This window comes from Bifidobacterium apicola (assembly GCF_042846865.1).
In the GTDB taxonomy this organism is placed as follows: domain Bacteria; phylum Actinomycetota; class Actinomycetes; order Actinomycetales; family Bifidobacteriaceae; genus Bombiscardovia; species Bombiscardovia apicola.
The window spans coordinates 967,821-986,957 of the sequence record NZ_BAAFQQ010000001.1; the positions used below are offsets into that span (position 1 = coordinate 967,821).

Annotated in this window: 13 protein-coding genes and 1 tRNA gene; 3 read left to right on the plus strand and 11 right to left on the minus strand. The window is 61.8% G+C overall.

The features are described 5' to 3' along the window. Positions 1-447 precede the first annotated feature (447 nt). Both ACGG9J_RS04080 and ACGG9J_RS04085 read left to right on the plus strand, forming a co-directional pair. Positions 448-1,131 (plus strand): VTT domain-containing protein, encoded by a 684-nt coding sequence (locus tag ACGG9J_RS04080; RefSeq protein WP_390133864.1) that lies wholly within the window; start codon positions 448-450, stop codon positions 1,129-1,131. 107 nt (positions 1,132-1,238) lie between these two features. Beyond that, a tRNA-Ala gene (locus ACGG9J_RS04085) sits at positions 1,239-1,311 on the plus strand. 212 nt (positions 1,312-1,523) lie between these two features. On the opposite strand, the gene ACGG9J_RS04090 is transcribed toward ACGG9J_RS04085, so the two are convergent. The 7 genes from ACGG9J_RS04090 to ACGG9J_RS04120 all read right to left on the minus strand — a co-directional run bounded on the left by ACGG9J_RS04090 (position 1,524) and on the right by ACGG9J_RS04120 (position 13,230). Then, positions 1,524-2,711, minus strand: coding sequence for a glycoside hydrolase family 1 protein (locus tag ACGG9J_RS04090; protein WP_390133865.1), 1,188 nt, complete (start codon positions 2,709-2,711; stop codon positions 1,524-1,526). A gap of 398 nt (positions 2,712-3,109) precedes the next feature. Then, on the minus strand, positions 3,110-6,772 hold the full coding sequence (locus tag ACGG9J_RS04095) for a hypothetical protein (RefSeq protein WP_390133867.1): 3,663 nt from the start codon (positions 6,770-6,772) through the stop codon (positions 3,110-3,112). Between the two features lie 114 nt (positions 6,773-6,886). Beyond that, positions 6,887-7,780: an alpha/beta fold hydrolase gene (locus ACGG9J_RS04100; protein WP_390133870.1), complete on the minus strand. Its 894-nt coding sequence runs from the start codon at positions 7,778-7,780 to the stop codon at positions 6,887-6,889. Between the two features lie 47 nt (positions 7,781-7,827). Then, on the minus strand, positions 7,828-9,498 hold the full coding sequence (locus ACGG9J_RS04105) for an ABC transporter ATP-binding protein (protein ID WP_390133872.1): 1,671 nt from the start codon (positions 9,496-9,498) through the stop codon (positions 7,828-7,830). Next, a complete protein-coding gene (locus tag ACGG9J_RS04110) occupies positions 9,495-10,463 on the minus strand; it encodes an ABC transporter permease (RefSeq protein WP_390133874.1) in 969 nt (322 codons plus the stop codon). The genes ACGG9J_RS04105 and ACGG9J_RS04110 overlap by 4 nt, the downstream gene beginning before the upstream one ends. Before the next feature lie 5 nt (positions 10,464-10,468). Next, complete coding sequence (locus tag ACGG9J_RS04115) at positions 10,469-11,449, minus strand: ABC transporter permease (RefSeq protein WP_390133876.1); 981 nt, start codon at positions 11,447-11,449, stop codon at positions 10,469-10,471. 134 nt (positions 11,450-11,583) lie between these two features. Then, positions 11,584-13,230 (minus strand): ABC transporter substrate-binding protein, encoded by a 1,647-nt coding sequence (locus ACGG9J_RS04120; protein ID WP_390133878.1) that lies wholly within the window; start codon positions 13,228-13,230, stop codon positions 11,584-11,586. 336 nt (positions 13,231-13,566) lie between these two features. On the opposite strand from ACGG9J_RS04120, the gene ACGG9J_RS04125 reads away from it, so the two are divergent. Then, complete coding sequence (locus ACGG9J_RS04125; RefSeq protein WP_390133880.1) at positions 13,567-14,679, plus strand: LacI family DNA-binding transcriptional regulator; 1,113 nt, start codon at positions 13,567-13,569, stop codon at positions 14,677-14,679. An 80-nt stretch (positions 14,680-14,759) separates the two neighbouring features. On the opposite strand, the gene ACGG9J_RS04130 is transcribed toward ACGG9J_RS04125, so the two are convergent. From ACGG9J_RS04130 to grpE, 4 genes are all read right to left on the minus strand, one after another. Continuing rightward, on the minus strand, positions 14,760-16,454 hold the full coding sequence (locus ACGG9J_RS04130) for a DEAD/DEAH box helicase (RefSeq protein ID WP_390135306.1): 1,695 nt from the start codon (positions 16,452-16,454) through the stop codon (positions 14,760-14,762). Between the two features lie 201 nt (positions 16,455-16,655). Then, a complete protein-coding gene (locus tag ACGG9J_RS04135) occupies positions 16,656-17,186 on the minus strand; it encodes a heat shock protein transcriptional repressor HspR (RefSeq protein WP_390133882.1) in 531 nt (176 codons plus the stop codon). A 52-nt stretch (positions 17,187-17,238) separates the two neighbouring features. Continuing rightward, entirely contained in the window at positions 17,239-18,243 is a 1,005-nt protein-coding gene (locus tag ACGG9J_RS04140; RefSeq protein ID WP_390133884.1) for a DnaJ C-terminal domain-containing protein, read from the minus strand. Between the two features lie 146 nt (positions 18,244-18,389). Further along, positions 18,390-19,136: a nucleotide exchange factor GrpE gene (grpE, locus tag ACGG9J_RS04145; RefSeq protein ID WP_390133886.1), complete on the minus strand. Its 747-nt coding sequence runs from the start codon at positions 19,134-19,136 to the stop codon at positions 18,390-18,392. Position 19,137: the final 1 nt, after the last annotated feature.

Here is a 19,137-nt window from a genome sequence, read left to right on the forward strand (position 1 = left end):
TGTGCTGAGCATCAGGGTTCATTTAAGGCCACTTGGGGCTGCCTAGGGCTGCTTGTGGGTTTAGGCCTGCACCTGATCACTCAGAACCTTGGCCAGGATGTCCGCATTGTCAGCATATTGCTGGGCGTTGTCGCGGTTGGGACAGTCTCCAGATCCCTATGACTACTGGTGCGGATCCCAATAGTAGAGGTGATCACAAGCTTGATGCCGTTTTCCAGCAGCATATCCAGCACCCACCGGCAATAGTATAGACCGGCCTGGTTGAGGGCACCCGCCTCCCTGCCTATTTTCACGCAGATGAACTGACGATAGGGCCGTGGCCGGCAGCTCACAGGTTGTGTTGTCCTCGCAAGGAATCAGACCCGTAAGGACAGTTTCCCGCAATCAGCTTGTTAAAGTGTGTCTCGGTTCTGGACAAGCACTCATCGACGGAATGGAACGCAACTCATGGGGTTCGTCAACTGGCTGATACACCTGCTCAAGGATCCGCGCAGCGCTATCGCGAGCTGGATCGCCATGGGGCTGGTGCCGACTTACGGGTTCATCTTCCTGATTATCTTCATCGAAACAGGCGTGGTTTTCATGCCCTTCCTGCCGGGCGACTCCCTGCTCTTCGCCGCCGGCGTCTTCGCCCATGACCCGTCCAGCGGCATGACTTTGGATGTGCTCCTGCCCATCGTCTGGCTGGCACCCATCCTTGGCGACCAGAGCAACTACTTCATCGGACATTTCTTCGGCCGGGCCATCGTCCGTTCGGGACGCGTGAAGTCACTGACCCCTGAACGAATCGCCAAGACCGAAGGGCTGATCGACAAGTGGGGCCCCCTGGCCGTGGTCCTGGGACGATTCCTTCCCTTCATCAGAACCTTTATGCCCTTCATATCAGGCATTTCCGGAATGCGCTGGCGGCGCTTCACCCCCTTCAGCATCCTTGGCGGCCTGATATGGTCCACCCTCTTTACCCTCCTGGGCTATTTCTTCGGCGGCATCCCCGCAGTCCAGCAGCATTTCGAGCTGGTCATCATCCTGATCCTGGTCATCTCGGTTCTGCCCACGGTCATCGGCCTGGTCAAGGCAAGGTTCGGACGCAAGAAGACTTCCGCCGAAAAAGCCAGCTCCAAGGCGGACTGATACCCCACCTGGAATACTCAGTTGGCCGGCAATCGGTTCAAATTGCGTTTGGCCAGAGCTCGCGCTAGAGTAAACTTCTGTTGTTCGGCTACGGTCGGGCAACGAATGGGGCTGTAGCTCAGTTGGTAGAGCGCTTCGTTCGCATCGAAGAGGTCGGGGTTTCGACTACCCTCAGCTCCACTTTTCAACAGCAATTCCAGGTATGCATGCTTGGCCCGTCAGTGGGCTCATCGGCTGAATTTCTCATTCTATTTCATCATGACTTCTGGATTTGGCTCCGTGCATGCCTGGGCATCGCTCGCGGCAGACCAGTGGGCGCGAGTGCGGCATGTGGCAGCGTCCGCCCCCAGGCCGATACGAAGTCGGTCCGGGGTCGGACGCTCGTGCCTGTATTAGCCCCGGGGACGGGCAAGGATGCCGGAACGGGCCACCTGACCCAGCCAAGCCAAGGAGGGCCTGGGGTGGCGCTCGAAGGTCTCGTGGTCCACGGAGACCAGGCCAAAGGTGGGTTTGTAGGACCCCCACTCGTAATTGTCCAGAAGGGACCAGTGGAGGTAGCCTTCCACACGCACGCCCTCATCCATGGCCTGATGAAGTCCGGACAGGGCGTCAAAGGTGTAGTCGATCCTCCGACTGTCATCGGCTGTGGCGATTCCATTCTCGGTGACCACGATGGGGGTGTGCTCGGCGGTCCGCCAGGTGTGGCGCACGGCCTCCCCCAGAGCGGCAGGATAATACTCCCAGCCGGTCAGGGTCTTCTCCACATCCTCCGGGACCGGCCGGGGGCCGTCGTGGCCGATGAAAGTGCGCAGATAGGCCTGCACCCCGATGAAATCGTCACCTCGTGCAGCCTGTGTGAAAAAATCCTCGCGGGGGTATCGGTACTCCTCCATGTCTTGCTCACAGCCCGGCAATGCCTGGAAATCCTGACAGGCAATGGTCCAACCGGACTTGATCCCCGGTAGGCGGGAGAGGACTGCCCGAGCCTTTCTGTGAGCCTTGACCAGGGATTCAGAGATGACCGGGTCAGGGGCGGGCAGGGAGGCGGCAGCCATATCGCTGCCCTCCTGACCCCCTTGGGTCAGCGCCACCATATTGGGTTCGTTGATCGTGCACACCCAGGTGACACCGTCCAGGATGGGAATGAGGTGCTCCACGTACCGGCCGAAGAGGTCTGCGGCAGCAGGATCGCGCCAGCCCCCTCGCCCGGCCAGCCAGCGGGGCAGGGTCATGTGGTTCAGGGTGACCATGGGGGTCACCCCGGCCTGGAAGCAGGCTTCAATCATAGCCCTGTAGTGCAGGAGCTGGGCCTGGGAAAAGAACCCCTCCTCCGGCTCCACTCTGGCCCACTCCACTGAGAAGCGGTATGTGTTCAACCCGCTACCGGCCAGAAGGGATATGTCTTCCGCGTAACGGTTATAGCTGTCGTCTGCGTCCCCCGAGGGCTCGCTGAGGTCGCTGCCTGGCCGGTGCTCACGCTCCCACCAGTCGGCGTTGACATTGTTGCCTTCTATCTGGTGTGCAGCCGTGGCCGCCCCCCAGAGGAAGTCCTGTGGAAAGGTGTATGTAGGCATTGGCATGTGGATGTACCTTCCTTGTTGGATTTGATGGGGTGGCCCCTGCCGGAATCACCCTTTGAACCGGTCTGTTTGCGCCTTCCAGACGGGAGTGCAGGTTGCCCCCTGGCCGGATTGCGCGCACTTGCACCCAGAATGTCATTCAACCGCCTGGAAACTTCCAGCATTTTCAGACGGACGGATTCCCTTACCTGACTGGATCGCCAGTAGGTGCACGACACCATGACGATGGAGACGCCAGCCTCCTCCGCCATATCATGGGCTCTTGCTCTGCACATACGCACACCTTGCCTATCTGGCCGAGAACGGCTGCCGGATGACCTGTTGCAGAACCCTGGCAACCCTGCCATCTCCCTTGTCGACATGGCTTTGCGGACAGGTACAGGCATGGGCTTCGGCACTTACAGTACAGTCTGTCCATCGACCGTGAGGAAGATGTCGATATGGGCAACTCCCGCCAACTGGTCCTGGGTCACATCCAATCCGCCCCTGCGGTAAGGCAGATCCTGGATCCGGCCCTCAAGCCTGCGTCCATCAGCCTCAACCATCAGACGGTCCGAATCTGCACCCTCTGAGGCGATATTCCCTGGTCCAGCGATCGGCCCGCCAGCCACATGGTAGCGGATGGTACGCGGCTGGCCGAACAGGGTCATAGTCACCTCCAGGCCGTCATCCTCCTGGGACAGGACCGGGTCGAAGACAACCCGCCCATCGTGCAACTGGATGCCGAAGAGGTGCTGGACCACCTGCCGGCAGTAGATGCCGGGGCCGGAGGAATAAATCCTCCATCCTCCCCTCACGCCTACGGGGTCCCTGGCCCCCTCCTTAAGCCTCGACCATTGGGAGGCAGCCGTGTATCTGTCGGGAAAGTCGGCGTCCGACGAAGCGAAGTAGCAGTTGCGCTGCCTGGGCTCGCTGGTTGGCAGGCGGCGGAACTGGCCCACCGGGCTGATTCTTAGGAGCTCCTGACCCAGTCGGGTCCTGCCCAGCAGGCCCAAGGCCTCCGCGTACCGCACATGGGCGTGCGTATACATCAGGCCAATCTCCCGGCCTACGTTGGCAGCCTGTTCGGCCCTCTTGAAGACCCTGGTCGCCCCATCGTGGAAGGAGGCCGGGCGGTCCATGAGCCTCACTCCGTCCGGATAATGGAGATTGCCTTCGATGATCCTCTCATGGTCTGCCTCTTGGCCGGGTGTGAGCAGACCAGCGATGATGGAGCGGGTCATGGGAATCAACCTGTACCGTATGCCTGTCCTGGTATCCGAAGGGTGTATGACCGGGCGGGGTTGGCCATCGACGAAGTTGACGTATCCGGCCAGGACCCCTTGGAAGATAAAGTTATCGGCAAAGTCAGCCTTGATTCTGCCAGCTTCTCCGGCAAAGCGGGAGGCCAGGTCGGTCCGGCCGGCTGCCTCAAGGAACGGTCGCAATCCGCAGCAGGCCTGGTAGAGCAGGGCGATGGTCCATGTGGAGGCCATCTGTCTCTTCATGGACTCTTGGGCCGGTTGAAGGGTGTCGTCCCAGTCCCCCTCGCCATAGCAGAAGAGGTCGGTACCCGGGACTCTATGCGACTGGATATAGTCCAGCGTCCGAGACAGATGGTCGGCCACCGTGGGCAGGCTGGATGAGGGGCTACCGTGATTGACCGAGCTTGCAGCTTCGACTGGTCCGACTGACGCGGAAGGGCCAGGGGCATCATCCCTCCAGAAAGCCACGGGCTCATCCAGGAGGTCCAGCCCACCACCCGCTTCGACATACTCAGCCAGCGCCAGCAGGGGCCAGACCGGGATGTCCCCGTGGGAATCGTGCTGGTACAGATCCGCATACTGGTCGAACATGAACCACTGCGGCAGGGAGCCGTCGGGGTTCTGGTGGGCGAAGACCTTGAGAAGGATGGTCCGGGCCAGGTCGGTATGGCCGAAGGTCAAGGCCAGTTCCAGGGGCCCTTGGCAGACGTCCCGTGTACCCCAGGCGGCGCCCCCATACTGCTCCAGCCCGTGGGGAGACAGAAAATGAACCAGGGCATTCTGCACCAGCCAGGGTAGAAGGTCATTGAATTCGGCGAATCTTCCCTCCCCTGCCACATGCAGCCCCTGCATGAAGGAAGTCATAGCCAGGTAATGGGCATGGAGGAGGTCCCGTTCGGAGTCGTCAGAGATCGCATCGGGCGTGCTCTCCTCGCTTGCGCTGCCTTCCATTGATCCGGCGATGGTGACGGACAGGGTCTGGCCCCCGTCCGACAGGAAGGTGGCCATGGCCGGATCAGTGGTTCGGACCCCTGCGCCTGGCTCGAAGAGGGGGCCGTCGTCCCCGGCCCTTGCATCGGGCGATGAGATGACGTATCTCAGTCCCGGGCAACCTTCAGCCGCAGGGTTGCCCGGTGCAGGGGTAAAGGAAATGGACCCCCCCACCCCCCGGATGACATCGGCAGGGGCGAACCTTCGAAGCCAGGCGGATGGATCTTCCAGGCTGATCGTCAACAGGGCCCGGATCGGGCTATCGGTCTCCAGATGGATGTCGATGGCGGCCCTGTCCAGGTGGGCGATGGTGGACACCGTCAGGGTCCGGCCTCCCAGACGATAGACCCAGCGGGATCCGCCCAGGTCCATGATGTAGGCCGAAGGAACACCCAGGAGGCGCCAGGCCCCGTCCACCTGGACCAGGATGCGGACCCCCCGCGAGCGCAGGAGGCCCAGACCGGTCTTCTGGACTGAAATCAGCTGGTTCATGTTGGTGTTGCCCAGGACCACCTGGGAGGCGAAGACACCCCCGGCGTAGGTGGTGGAGGCCATGGTGGGCCGTGATGGGTCGGCATCCGGGTTGCCGGACAGGAGAATCTGCCCGTGGGAGCGGGCCACCTCCAGTTCCTTGCGTGCGCTTACCACATGGCAGGCATCATTTCCGAAGTAAGAGAGCAGATGGCCTGTCTGGTCCGCCTCTGGCTGGAGGATGGGCCCTCCGCCCAATTGGCCGAACTCACTCTCAGGCAGGGGGTCGCCATTCAGCAGTGCGGAAGAGATCAGGAGTGATGTTGCTGACTGCGCCTGTGAGGCAGCAGGAGAGGCGGGCGAGGTGTCGTGGGAGCGGGTGGACAGACCGCCATCGGCCTCAGTCTTGTCTGCCTCACTCCAACCCTGGTCATCACTCCGGCTTTCTTCAGAAGCCTCTGCACAGGCGGAACAGGCCTCGCCCAGGTCACCCCTGTAATCGGACAGTACCGTGTTCCACACCTGCCAGGTGAGGCCTCCCTGGGTCAACGGCGCTCTGGGAGAGAGGAGGCAGGCCATGGCGAACTCATACTGGTCTATGCCCCCCCCGTCCCAGTCAGCATCGCCGAGGGCAGCAGGCTGACCGTCCAGACGGGCGCCAAGACCGTAAAAGTCGTAGCCGTCGGTCATGAATGCCCTGCATCCCTGTGATATTCCCGTCACATACAAGGGGAGCCGAGGGGCGCAACCCATCGTCTGCCGGGCTGACAGGACGCTGCCGAAAATGGGGACGTCCTGCACATGGTAGGCGATGTACTGAGAGATATAGGACTCGGCTCCGGCAGCCATAGCCGGCTCCACCAGGGCCAGATCCTGGGCGGAAACCAGGTCCCACAAATCGCCGGGCAAGATGGCGCCAGCCCATTCCTTCCTCTCACTACCAACAGTCGAGCCACCCTGGTCAATCGTGACCGACACCTCCCAGGTCCAGGACGCCCCCTTGCCAGGGCCGCCGCTTTCGCCACCGGATGGAAGAGCCCGGGAAAGCACAGGGGGTATGGCACTTGAGAGAAGCCGAACCCGCCATCGGATGCCCAAGCCCCTCCCCTCCCAGAGGGGGCTGCCAGCTGCCGGGTCGAAGGAGGCCCAGGAACCTGATCCGGTCAGTTGAATGGAATCGATCCGCCCATCCCGATGGCGGCGGAGCCAAAGACCTGCCAGGGGACGGTCGTGGATGCCAGGCTTGAACTGGGTGACCTGGATGCCTCCTGCATTGATCAGCGTCAGGTCCCCGTTGAGGTTGAACGAAGCCGAGAAGCCCCCCCTCTCGACGGTCATGCCTTTGGGCCGTCGCATCCGGCCTCCGTCTCTCTCTCCGTCACCTGCGCCCTGATCGGGAGACTTGCTGCGTGGAGTGTCTGTGTTCATCTTCTCCGCTTTCGTTGCTAATAGGCTTGTTCCTGCCGAAGTTCACCGTTTGTTCTGCGCAGAAGCCCAGAAGTCGTCCAGGAGGGCCGCCGTCTCCTCAGGCCTGTCGATGTTGGGACAGTGACCGGCACCCGCAACCACCTCGTAGCGGGCGCCAAGCATGCGGGCCATCCTGGCCTGCCAGTCCTGGGGCCAGGAGAAGTCGTCGTGCTCGCCGTGGAAAACCATCATGGGCAGGCCGGTGGCAGCCAGCTGTTCGGTCCTGTCATGCAGGTCAGCCAGCTGGTCTATGGTCCCGATGAGCTGGTCCCGGCTGGTCCGCTCTGCCCGAAGGCGCTGGAATCTGTCTTGCGGATTCAGCTCCTCATCAGGCAGGCTGGCCCTGTCCGGGTTGTCCAGCCTCCACAGGTCCCCGCCAGGGTGGTCCAGGAGTCGCTGACGCAGGTCCGCCTTCCGGCCCGGCCAACCGTGGGGGCCGGAGGACATGAGAGTGAGACTGGCAAAGAGGTCAGGGTCGGCCAGGAGGGCCGCCTGGGCCACCACCCCACCGAAGCTGTGGCCCAGGATGTGGACCCGTTTGGCCCCGGTGTGCTCGATCAGAATACGGGCCACATCCACGGCATCACCGGCCGTGGACCGCCTGCCGTAGGCCTGCCGCCCCCGAGGGGCTACCGAGTCTGCCTGCCCCCTCTGCGAGTAGGACCAGACATCCCAACCAGCCTCTCCCAGGATGGAGCTGATCTGGTAGAAGTCCTCCTTGGAACCGGTGAAGCCGGGAATCATCATGGCCACTCCCCGCGCCCCCCTTACCCCCTTGGGGGAATGGAGTGCGGTCAGGTCGCCCACTGGGGCATGTATGACCATGGCTTCGATGTTCTCCGGCATGGGTAGGCCCCCAAAGGGCACACCCCTGTCCACGACATGGTGGGATATCATTGTTTCTCCTGTAACTTTGCTGTCCCGCTGCCTGAGACGGGCCGCCTTCAGGCCTGCGTGCGCAGGCTGGGGATGGCGTCAAGCAGCTTGATCGTGTAGTCGTTCTCTGGATGCTGGAGAACCTGGGCCGTCTGCCCCCGCTCCACCACCGTGCCCTTGTTGAGGACCATGATCGAATCGGTGATCAGTCGGGCCGACAGGAGGTCGTGGGTAATGTAGAGCATGCTCACGTTCAACCGGACCCTTAAGTCGTCGAGGAGGGCCAGGATTCCGGCTCTCAGGGTCATGTCCAGCATGGAAACCGGTTCATCGGCCACCAGAACGTGGGGGTTGCTGGCCAGCGCCCGGGCTATGACCACCCTTTGGCGCTGCCCTCCTGACAACTGGTGAGGGAGTTTAGCGGCAAACTGCTCCACTGGGGTCAGACCCACTGTGTCCAGGAGTTCCAACATCCGCTTGCGGGCGTCGTCCCCCCTCAGGTCCGTGTAATTGAGGATGGGCCTGGTCAGCGTGTACTCCACCGTGTGGAGGGGATTGAGGGCCGCGTAGGGATCCTGGAAGATCATCTGGATGTCGGAACGCAGGGACCTCAGATCCTTGCGCCGCTTCATCCGATCCACACGCCTGCCACCCAAAGTGATATTGCCTGAGGTGGGCCTTTCCACGCCGGTGAGCATTTTGGCTATCGTGGACTTGCCGGACCCGGATGCTCCCACCAGGGCCAAGGACTGGCCCGGGGAGAGGGTGAAAGAGACATTGTTGACGGCGGTCACTGAATCCTCACCCCGCTTGCGGGCGGGATAGATTTTGGAGACGCCGGTTACCGTGACCGTCATGTCATCCTCATGGTCGGCCTGTGAAGGGGTTTCGCCGACCGAGCCGGAGGCGTCGGCCTTATCTCGCGGCTTCAAACCGGGCACCGAAACGTGTTCGGCTCTGGGGTCACCATAATGGCTGAGGAGCATCTTGGTGTAGTCGTCCCGGGGATCGGTCAGAATCCGCTCGCTGGGGGCATCCTCCACGATCCGCCCGTTGTGCATGACCAGTACCCTCTGGGTGGACTCGAGGACCACACCGAGGTCGTGGCTGATCAGGATGGCAGTGAAGCCCTCCTGTTTCTGCAGCTCGCGGATGGTCCCCATCACCTCGTGCTGGACCAGGACATCCAGGGCGGTAGTCGGCTCGTCGAAGACCATGAGCTTGGGCTCCAAGGCCAGGGCCAGCGATATGGAGACCCTCTGCCTCATGCCGCCCGACAGTTCGCCCGGGTAGGCATCAAGCACGGAGTCCTGCAGACCCACCTTCTCTACAAGCTGTCTGGAATGTGCCTCGTAGTCCTTATTTTCCACGTTCCCGTGGGCCTTGTAGATGTCCACGAAATGCTTGCGGACGGTCCGCACCGGGTTCAAGGCGTTCATGCCCGACTGGAGAACCATGGCGAATCCGCCGCACCGCTGCCGGCGGAGCTCCTCCTGGCTGAGGGTGGTAATGTCCTTGCCGCCGAAAAGCACACGCCCCTCGCTGATCCGGGCCGGCGGCTTGGAGAGTCGTGTGACAGCGAAGCCCAGTGTGGACTTGCCTGACCCCGACTCCCCGACCAAACCTACGAATTCACCCTGTTCCAGTGAAAAGCTCACGTCGTTGACGGCCTTGACCGGTTCCTGGTCGGGGCTGTCATATTCGACGGACAGGTTCTCGACACGTAGCAGTTCCATCATGCCTTCCCTTCACGCAGACGGGGGTTGCTCAGGCGGTCCACACCGAAGTTGATGAAGGTCATGGAGACCGCCAGGAGGGCGACCATGAGACCGGGCGCCAGCAGGAGTGCCCACTGGCCGGTCAGGATCACATTGTTGTTCTGGGCCCAGTAGAGCATGGTGCCCCAGCTGACTGTGGTCGAGTCGCCCAGGCCCAGGAATTCCAGTCCTGCTTCCGACAGGGCGCCGGAGGTGGCCGCACCGAAGAAGTTGTTGATGATCAGGGAGAGCATGTTGGGGAAGATCTCATGGAAGATGATCCGCCAAGAACTGTCTCCGCTGAAGGCCGCTGCAGTGACGAAGTCTCTGGAACGCAGGGACTGGGTCTGCGAGCGCAGGACCCGGGATCCCCAGGCCCACCCTGTCAGGACGATGACCAGTATGATCACGCTCATGCCTCCGTTCTGGAGGTAGGCGGCGATGATGATCATCAGGGGGAGGGAGGGGATGACCAGGAAGAGGTTGACGATGAAACCGACGAACTCCCCGGCGAAGGAACGGATGTAGCCCCAGCTCAGGCCCACCAGCACGGCTATGCAGGTGGATAGGAGGCCGGAGACCATGGCCACCATGACGGAGACCCTTCCACCCCACAGGAGCTGGGAGAGGACGTCCTGCCCGTTGCTGGTGGTACCCAGCCAGTGCTGGGCGCTGGGGCCGATGCTGGCCTCGAAATCACCTGCCTTGGGGTCATAAGGACTGAGCCAAGGGGCGAGCAGGGCCGAAAGGACGATCAGAGCCAATAGGACCAGGCCGAACCTGGCCTTGGGCACTTCCCAGACCGTCTTGAACCCTTTGCCTATAACCTCCAGGGCCCGAAGGATGGGGTTCTGGCCCCTGGCAAGGCGGGCCTGAGACCCTTGGGGGTCATTCCCGCCCCCCTGTGCGGAAGTCTGATTCCCTGTGCTGACGATGCTGTTCGTCATCGCCCTCACCTCCTCGTCCTCGGGTCAAGGACCCCGTAAAGAATGTCCACGATGAAGTTGGCCACCAGCACGCTGATGGTGATCATCAGGAAGATGGCCTGCATCAGGGGGTAGTCCTGGTTGGTTACGGCCTGATAGAGGAGGAGGCCGACCCCCGGATAGTTGAAGACCTGCTCGACCAGGAGGGAACCGCCGACCACGCCGCCCAGGACCAGTCCGAAGGAGGTCAGGTTGGGAAGGAGGGCGTTCCTGGCAGCGTACTTGAGCATGACCGTCCGCTGGCGCAGTCCGTTGGCTTCGGCGAAAGTGACGTAGTCATCACCCAATGTGTTGATCATGGTGTTGCGCATGCCCATCACATAGCTGCCCAGCGAGGTCAGCAGAATGGTCAGTGCCGGCAGCATGGAATGCTCCACGGCGTCAGATATGAAGTCCATCGAAAAGTTGGGTATCGCGGTGGACGAGTAGGCGCCGGAGGTCGGAAATAGGCCGGCCTTGTAACCGAGGAAGAAGAGGAGCATGAGGGCTAGCCAGAAGGATGGGAAGGCCGAGAGGAAGGAGCTGGAGATCGTACCCGTCACGTCCACGGCGGTCCCCCGCCTCCAGGCCATCAGAGCCCCGAGTGCAGTCCCGATGATGAAGGAGATGATCGTGACCAGCCCCACCAGTGTCAGGGTCCAAGGAAGGGCTGCCCCCACCAGATCCGATACGTTCTGCGGGAAGTTGCTGTACGAGACGCCGAAGTTCAGGTGGACCACATCACCCAGATATTGCCAGTACTGGCTGAGCAGGTTGCCCTTGGGCATGCCCAGCTGGGCTTCTATGGAAGCCCTGACCTCAGGGGTGACCGGCCCGTTCTGGGACAATTTGGCTATGGCCGCGTCGGCAGGCGAGCCCGGCATCATCCTGGGCAGTATGAAGTTGACGGTTATGGCCGCCCATAGGGTAACGAAGAATAAACCAATTTTCCCGAAAAAATATCGCACGTGACGACCTTTCATCCGTCAGGGGCGGGGGGCGGCCCAAGTAGGGCGGCCAGGAGGGGCTGGCCGCCCCGACGGCCCGGCAGGACCGCTAACGCGACTAGTCCGCTCCCGTCCGCCCTGATAGGCCCGGCCTCTCAGGCCTTCTTGATATGGGTTACCACCATGAGGACCGACTGGGTCCAGGTGCTGGGTGCAGTGTAGGGGTCGTCCTCACTGGGCCAGCCCGTGTAATTCCGTGTGCTGAACAGGCCCCAGAGACCGCCGTAGAAGAGACCGATCACAGGCACATCATCGTAAACGATCTGCTGAAGCTGATCGACTATGGCCTTCTGGGACTTCTCGTCGGCTGCCTGCTTGAGCTGGGCCAGAAGTTCATCAGCTTTGGGGTTCTTGTAGCGCTCGAAGTTGGCATTGGCCGACTGGCCTACGGGAACCGCGAACTCACTGTTGAGCAGGCCGTTGTAGTCCTGGAAGACGCTGCCGGTACCTCCGAAGGAGGAGATCAGGAGGTCATAGTCGCCGTTGTTCTGCGCCTGTGTGTATGCGGCGGGCTGGGGCTGGGTGAGCTTGACGGCGATACCCAGCTTGGTCAGCTGGCCCTGCATGGTCTGCACGCCGCGCAGCCAGTCGGTGTAGCCGCTGGGCACGGTGATGTTGACCTCGAGCTGCTTGCCGTTGGAGTCCACCAACTGGTCGCCCTGCTTCTTGTAGCCAGCCTTGGCGAAGTACTCCAAGGATTGGGCTTCGTCCTGGGATACCTTTCCCTTGTTGGGGATGGAATCGTTGACCCACTTGTCATGGTTGGGCAGGATGAGGCCGGTCTGTGTGGCACCGTCCACATAGCCCTCCTCAGCGTCCTTGGCGATCTTGTCGCGGTCGAGGGCATAGCTGAGGCCCTTGCGGAAGTTCACATCGTTGAAGGGAGCCTTGGTCAGGTTGGGGTATAGGGAGACCGTACCCCCCGGAGGGAACCAGTAGTGGTTGTGCTGCTTGTCGGCGCCCACCCAGGTCTTGTCCACGTTGTTGATGAAGGAATAGGCCCAGTCATACTTCTTGTTGACCAGATCCAGCTGCTTGTTGGAGGCGGGCAGGACGATGGTGTCGGCTGCGACCTTCTCGGCCTGCCAGTAGTCCTTGTTCTTCGCCAGGGTGTACTGGTTGGGCTTGAAGGCGCCCAACTTATAAGGGCCAGTCCCGACGGGATTCTCATTCTTCCACTTGAGCGGGTCCTTCACATCCTTCCAGACGTGCTCCGGCACGATGTTCTGCTGGCTGACGATCGACACCGCAGGCACATCGTTGTCCTTGAAGTGGAAGGTCACCTTGGAGCCTGAGGCCTCAAGGGAGGAGATGTGCTGCCAGACCCCCAGGGAGTCCATGGCCGCATCCTTCTTGACCAGGTTGAAGGTGAAGACCACGTCCTGCGCCGAGAAGGGCTTGCCGTCGCTCCACTTGACCCCGTCACGAATCTGGAACTCGACCGTCTTGGGGTCCACGATCTTGTGCCCGCTGGCCAGGAAGGGGGTTGAGGTCCCATCGAGGCTGTTGACCACCTCGAGGGGTTCGTAGATGAAGTTGATGCCTATCCTCTTGCTGGTCGAGAACGGGTTGAAATTACGGGTGAAAGTAGGATTGCCGCTGTCACCGCCGAAGAGGATCTGATTGCCTGCGGCACCCTCCTGCGTTGCTTCGGACTTGCTTCCGCACGCCCCCAGTCCCAGGAGGGTGGCCCCTGCAACCAGGGTTGCGAGGATTCTCACCGCCACTGTTTTCCGTCTCATATGTCTCCTTTGTCCGCATCGACATTCACGGGCCGGATCCGTCCTCCGCTATCAGGATGCAGTCGGCACGTGCATACGCAGGTGGGTTCCCGGACCTGGACGGCGTCCTGTGACCGGACCGGGTTGACCATCGCGCTTTCTAGTGTATGCGCTTACATTTAAATGCGCAAATTTGCTTTCGTCACAGGATTTTCAGCGTATGCTTTCCTTTAGTTTACTTAACATAACTACCTACATAGCCGGATAAGAAGCAAAAATGTTAGCGCTATCAAAATCCACGGTCAACCACATGTTTCAATGATATGCTGTATGAGATGTATGAAAGAGGGAAAACGGATGGCAAGGAAACCGACCGTCTACGATGTCGCCCGCGAGGCCGACGTATCCATAGCCACCGTCTCCAGGGTCCTGCGCACCCCGGAGAGGGTGAGGCCCGAGACCAGACAGACCGTAGTCAAGGCCATAAACCTCCTGGGCTACCTCCCCAGCGGCAGCGCACGCAGCCTGGCCGCCCGGCGGACCAATACCATAGGCCTCTTCCTGCCCAACATCGACCAATTGGACCAGATCGGCGACTTCGAACTGGTCAGTGAGGATGCCGCCGACATGGTCGTCGACCCGCCCCACGGCCAGGAGAACAATTCGGATGCCCTCTACTTCGACGAGGTCTTGAGGGGGTGCGAACTGGAATCCTGGCGGCAGGGCCTCAGCCTCATGGTCAGCATCGGTCTGAAGGGGAAAGACGGCGACATCCCCCAGCTGATCAACAGCATGTCGGAAAAGGTGGACGGCCTGATTGTCCTGGCAAGGTCCGTGCCTGAAAGCGTCCTGGCCTTCCTGCGCAAACGCCTGCCCGTGGTCATGATCGCCAACGCCCCAGTCAGCCAGGAGAGTGGATTCGACCTGGTCCGCGTGAGCAACCGCAAGGGCATGTACACCCTGGTCAGGCACCTGTTCGAGAAACACCAGGTGCGGCGGATGGCTTACATGACGGGTATGGATGATTCTCCAGACAATGGCAAACGATACGAAGGGTTCTGTGAGGGTCTGAGGTCAGAAGGGCTGGAACCCTCCGCCGCGCCAATCTACAGGGGGCAATTCTCCCAGTCCGTCGCCTACCAGATCGCCGCCAGCCTGGCCAGACAGGGCACTCTTCCCCAAGCACTGGTTTGCGCCAACGACCAGATGGCCCTAGGAGTCCTGAGAGCCCTGTCAGATGCGGGTATAAGCGTTCCCGATCAGGTCATCGTCACAGGGTTCGACGGAATCAAGGAAGCCTCCGCCTCCCAGCCCCGCCTGACCACGGTCCGCCAGCCCATGGTCGATCTGGGCCGGGCTGCCGTCTCCACCCTGGTCAAACGACTGAACTCTCCGGACGATCCGCCCATTTCCACTGAGCTCCCCGTGAAAGTCCAACTCCGGGAAAGCTGCGAGGGGACTTTGGCCTGACCCATGTGACCTGACGGCTCCGCCAACGGGCCGACGAGGCCAGTCGGTGAATTCGAGGAACATCCTCTCAGTGGGAGCGGTCAGTAGGACTTGGCCTGACGGAAGGGATTGCCGTCCCGCCTCCGCTTGCCTCTCCCGTGCCTGCGATCACCGTCGCGGTAGTTGCGACCGCCGTCTTCGAAACGACCGCCATTGTGGCGATTCCTCCCTCGGACCCCGCTCGCACGGCCCCTATTGCCCCTGCCGTGGTGATCACCGGTATGGACAGCATGGTTGGAGTCGGCATGGTCGTGCCGTCTACGTCCGTCGAAGGGGCGATCCTCGTCAAGGCCGTCAGCCCACTTGCGATGGGGACTTCTCCCATCACCATCACGTCCCCGGCCAGAACCCCTCGTCCGCCTGTCAAACCGTTCGCGCCCCCGTTTCCTACGGGCGGGTCCACCAGACCGACGACTACGGGAACCGGCCTGCTTGCCGTCCTGCGATCCTCGGCTTCCAGCCATGGCGGCCTCCAAGGACCAGCCCTCAACCAGGGGGGCGTGGGGCCCCACAAGGTCGCCCACCTCCTGGGAGTTGGCCGTGACCTCGACCGGTTTGGCATCTATATGGGCCATACGCAGCATCCGCCGGGTATCTCGCCGCTGATTGGGCAGGACGACCGTCACCACGTCGCCGGAGTGGCCGGCCCTTGCTGTGCGGCCGGAACGGTGGAGGAAGGACTTGCAGTCGGCCGGAGGATCCACCTGGACCACCAGGTCCACCCCGCTGACATCCATACCCCTGGCTGCCACGTCAGTGGCCACCATGACCCGGACCTGACCTTCCGAGAAGGCCTTGAGGTTCCGGTCCCTCTGTCTCTGAGAAAGGTTGCCGTGCAACTGGGCGGCGGGAATACCATTGTCAATCAGATTCTTGGTCAGTTTCTTGGCTTGGAACTTGGTCCTGGTGAATAGGATCCTCTTGCCCTGTCCTGCGGCCAACGTACGGACCAGGTCGTGCTTGGCGGCCTGCGTCGTCTCGAAGATGTGGTGGGTCATGAGATCCACATGCTGTGTGGCGGAATCCACCTCGTGAACCTTGGGATCCTTGAGGAAGCGCTTGACTACGGCATCCACTCCATGATCCAGGGTGGCTGAGAAGAGCATGCGCTGGCCGCCAGGACGGACCTGGGCCAAAATCCGCTCAACGGCGGGCAGGAAGCCCATGTCGGCCATCTCGTCAGCCTCGTCCAGCACGGCGATCTCCACGTCCTCCAGACTGAGCTTGTGCTGGCGGAGCAGGTCCTCCAGGCGCCCTGGACAGGCCACCACGATCTTGGCCCCGCGCCGAAGGGCATCAACCTGAGGACCCTGGCCGACTCCGCCGTAAACAGTGCAAGTCCGCATGCCGTAGGCCTGAGCCAGGGGGTTGAGGACCTCGTCGATCTGATTGGCCAACTCGCGCGTGGGAGCCAGAACCAGACCGCGCGGGCGAGGCAGATTGCCTGACCTGGCGGCACCTCCGCGACTATTGCGGACCCGTCCTCCCTCGTCGGCAGCCAGTCGAGCCACCAGAGGAATGCTGAAGGCCAGTGTCTTCCCGGAACCTGTTCGTCCCCGGCCCAGGATGTCACGGCCAGCCAGGGCGTCAGGCAGGGTGTCCCGTTGGATGGGGAATGCGCTGATCTTGCCATCCTTGCGCAGTACACGGACCAAGGGTTCGGGAACCCCAAGCTGATCGAAAGTCATAGGCTCTGCGGCAGATTTGCAGGAATTGGACGAACCGGAATCGGGCATGGATGAAGCAGTCACAATGACCTTTCACAACAGGGAAGAAACGGTACTGTCGGTCGACAGTTCGCAGGCCGCTTGCAAAGCAGAGAATGACGAATTTCGCGCAAGCGGTTTCCCCGTACTCAAAGCATTCAGGCGACGATCAGCCGCTGCTCTTCGGCTAGCGGCCAACCTGTACACCATAGCACAGGCCACTCACCTGTCTTAGGAGCGTAAGCTCCAGACGATCAGCGATTTGGACTCAGTCGGATCGGCCTCGTCATGGGCCATGTCCTGGCGCCAGAGCCGAGCCCTGCTGGACCGCCTGACTTCGACGACCCGGCCGTCTGCAGCGGCGGCAAACATGCTGGATTCCTGTGACTGGTGGGAGCGGCGCAACTGGCGCCTCAGCTGCCGATTCTCCTCGGCCAGGGCCAGAATCCTGGTCACCCCGGCCAGATTGATGGACTCGTCCTGGCTCAGATGCTGGGCCTGGCCTAGCCGGTCCAGATCCCGCAGGGAGTAGCGTCGTGCACCACCCTCGGTCCGTTCCGGCACTATCAGACCCAGCCGGTCGTATTGGCGCAGGGTCTGCGGATGGATGTTGGCCAACTGCCCGACCTGGCCGACGCTGAAGACCGGCAATTCGATGTCCAAGCCGGCATCGTCAGCAGCATCCAGGCTGATGCGCCCGGCCACCAGGCCGCGAGCGCAGGCCAGATAGATCCGCCTGGTCTCAGGATCCACCCTGACCATGATCATCACTCCTCTCTGCTGTTCGTTCCGACTTGATCCGGCATCCGGATCGTCATATCTTCATGCGCTCCCCGGCGATCCGCTCGTCGAAGTCGCCACTGGACTTGGCAAAGTCACGCATGGCCTTCTTCTGGGCCATGCCCAGCCGACCGGGCATGCGGATCTCAAGCCGCCCCACCAGATCGCCCTTGCCGCGACGATCCTGAACCCCCTTGCCGGCGATGCGAATCTCGTCGCCGCTGGAGGAGCCAGCCGGGATCTTGAAGGTGACGACCTGGTCGTCGATGTCCCGGGCCTGGACCCTGGCTCCCAGGGCAGCCTCGGAGACCGTCACCGGCAGGGTCATGACCAGATCCCTGTCCTTCATGGCAAACCGCTGGCTGGGCTGGACGCTGATCTGCAGGTAGAGGTCGCCATTGGCGCCCCCGTCCCTGCCGGGCCGACCCTTGCCAGCCAGCCTGATTCGCTGGCCGTTGCGAACCCCGGCGGGGATATGCGTCTTGAAGCGCTTGCCGCCCACGCTCAGTGAGACCGTGGCTCCCTTGACCGCCTGACGGAAGGACAGACCGATTTTCGAGTTGCGATCCTCTCCCTTGACGGGCCTGGGCCTGCTCTCCTGGTAGGCGGTCCGACCGCCACCGCCGGCACCCCCGCCGAAGGAGGAGAAGATGTCAGCGAAATCAGGCTGTCCTGAACCGTCACCGAAACGGATGCGGGTGCCTCCTGGCGTCCCGGCGCCACCGAACATAGAGCCGAAGATGTCCGAGAATGCATCGGTGTTGAAGCCACCCTGGCCGGAGCCGCCGGCGAACCGGGCTCCCCCCATGCCGAATTGGCGGATGGCATCGTACTTCTGACGCTGCTCCTTGTTGCTGAGCACGTCGTAGGCCTCGGAGATGTCCTTGAACTTCTCCTCGGCCTCCTTGGTCTTATTGAGATCGGGATGGTATTTGCGGGCAAGCTTGCGGTAGGCCTTGGTGATCTCCGCTTCGCTGGCGTCCTTGGAGACACCAAGGACCTTGTAATAGTCCTTGCTCAGCCATTCATTCTCAGCCATCCATGTCTCCTTTCCTCATAAGCTACGAATATATCGAATGGAATCCGCCCTTTCGCGTGCGGCGGCGGGCGGGATCGTAACCCACCCAGCCGCCGCATGCGAAGGCGTCGATTCAGCCTGCGGAAGGTCCGCAATCACCGTCCCTGCTACTGCCCGGGCGAGGTCACCACTACCCTGGCGGCACGAATCACCCGGTCGCCGATCCGATAGCCTGCCTCGACAACCGTGTCAACGGTCTCTTTCTTGGCACCGGGGTCAGGCTTGTGCAGGATGGCCTCGTGCTTGGTGGGGTCGAAGTCCTCGCCCTTTTCACCGAACTTCTCGACACCGAACTTCTCGAAGGTCTTGTCGATCTTCTTGGCCACAGCCTGGAAGGAGTCGTCCATCTGCCCGTGCTCCTTGATCCGGTCAATGTCATCAAGCGCCGGAAGAAGGGCGGTCAGCACATCCACGATGCCGTGCTGGCGGAAGATGTCCTGCTCCTTCTTGGCACGGTTGCGGAAGTTGACGAACTCGGCCCTCTCACGCTGGAGGGCCTCCAGATAATCGGCAGCCTCCTTCTTGGCCTGGCCCAGAGGGGTCAGCCCGTCGGCCCCCTTGCCGGCACCCTCCTCCTTGGTCGAGTCGGAACCATCCTGGTCATCCGACTTCGAAGCACCGGCATCAGCCTGAGCATCTGCTGACGAGGCGTCCTTGGCGGAGGAATCCGACGAGGTCTGGCCAGCCGCCTGACTCTCGTCTGCTGCGCTCTTGTCGGCATGACGTCCGCGGACCGCTTCCTGGTCGAGCGTCGAAGCGGAGTCAGAGGTCTTGGCCTCATTCCCGTCCGGTTCGCCGGCGGCGGCCGGGTCGCCCTTCAGCGGCCCGGCATCATCCTTGTCGAAAGCCGACATG

Excerpts from the sequence above, each read along its gene's own strand:
- ACGG9J_RS04125 (WP_390133880.1), top strand. The coding sequence starts at position 13,567 with ATGGCAAGGAAACCGACCGTCTACGATGTCGCCCGCGAGGCCGACGTA.
- ACGG9J_RS04135 (WP_390133882.1), bottom strand. The coding sequence starts at position 17,186 with ATGGTCAGGGTGGATCCTGAGACCAGGCGGATCTATCTGGCCTGCGCT.
- ACGG9J_RS04095 (WP_390133867.1), bottom strand. The coding sequence starts at position 6,772 with ATGCGACGGCCCAAAGGCATGACCGTCGAGAGGGGGGGCTTCTCGGCT.
- ACGG9J_RS04140 (WP_390133884.1), bottom strand. The coding sequence starts at position 18,243 with ATGGCTGAGAATGAATGGCTGAGCAAGGACTATTACAAGGTCCTTGGT.
- ACGG9J_RS04090 (WP_390133865.1), bottom strand. The coding sequence starts at position 2,711 with ATGCCAATGCCTACATACACCTTTCCACAGGACTTCCTCTGGGGGGCG.
- ACGG9J_RS04130 (WP_390135306.1), bottom strand. The coding sequence starts at position 16,454 with ATGCCCGATTCCGGTTCGTCCAATTCCTGCAAATCTGCCGCAGAGCCT.
- ACGG9J_RS04110 (WP_390133874.1), bottom strand. The coding sequence starts at position 10,463 with ATGACGAACAGCATCGTCAGCACAGGGAATCAGACTTCCGCACAGGGG.
- ACGG9J_RS04100 (WP_390133870.1), bottom strand. The coding sequence starts at position 7,780 with ATGATATCCCACCATGTCGTGGACAGGGGTGTGCCCTTTGGGGGCCTA.
- ACGG9J_RS04080 (WP_390133864.1), top strand. The coding sequence starts at position 448 with ATGGGGTTCGTCAACTGGCTGATACACCTGCTCAAGGATCCGCGCAGC.
- ACGG9J_RS04120 (WP_390133878.1), bottom strand. The coding sequence starts at position 13,230 with ATGAGACGGAAAACAGTGGCGGTGAGAATCCTCGCAACCCTGGTTGCA.
- grpE (WP_390133886.1), bottom strand. The coding sequence starts at position 19,136 with ATGTCGGCTTTCGACAAGGATGATGCCGGGCCGCTGAAGGGCGACCCG.
- ACGG9J_RS04105 (WP_390133872.1), bottom strand. The coding sequence starts at position 9,498 with ATGATGGAACTGCTACGTGTCGAGAACCTGTCCGTCGAATATGACAGC.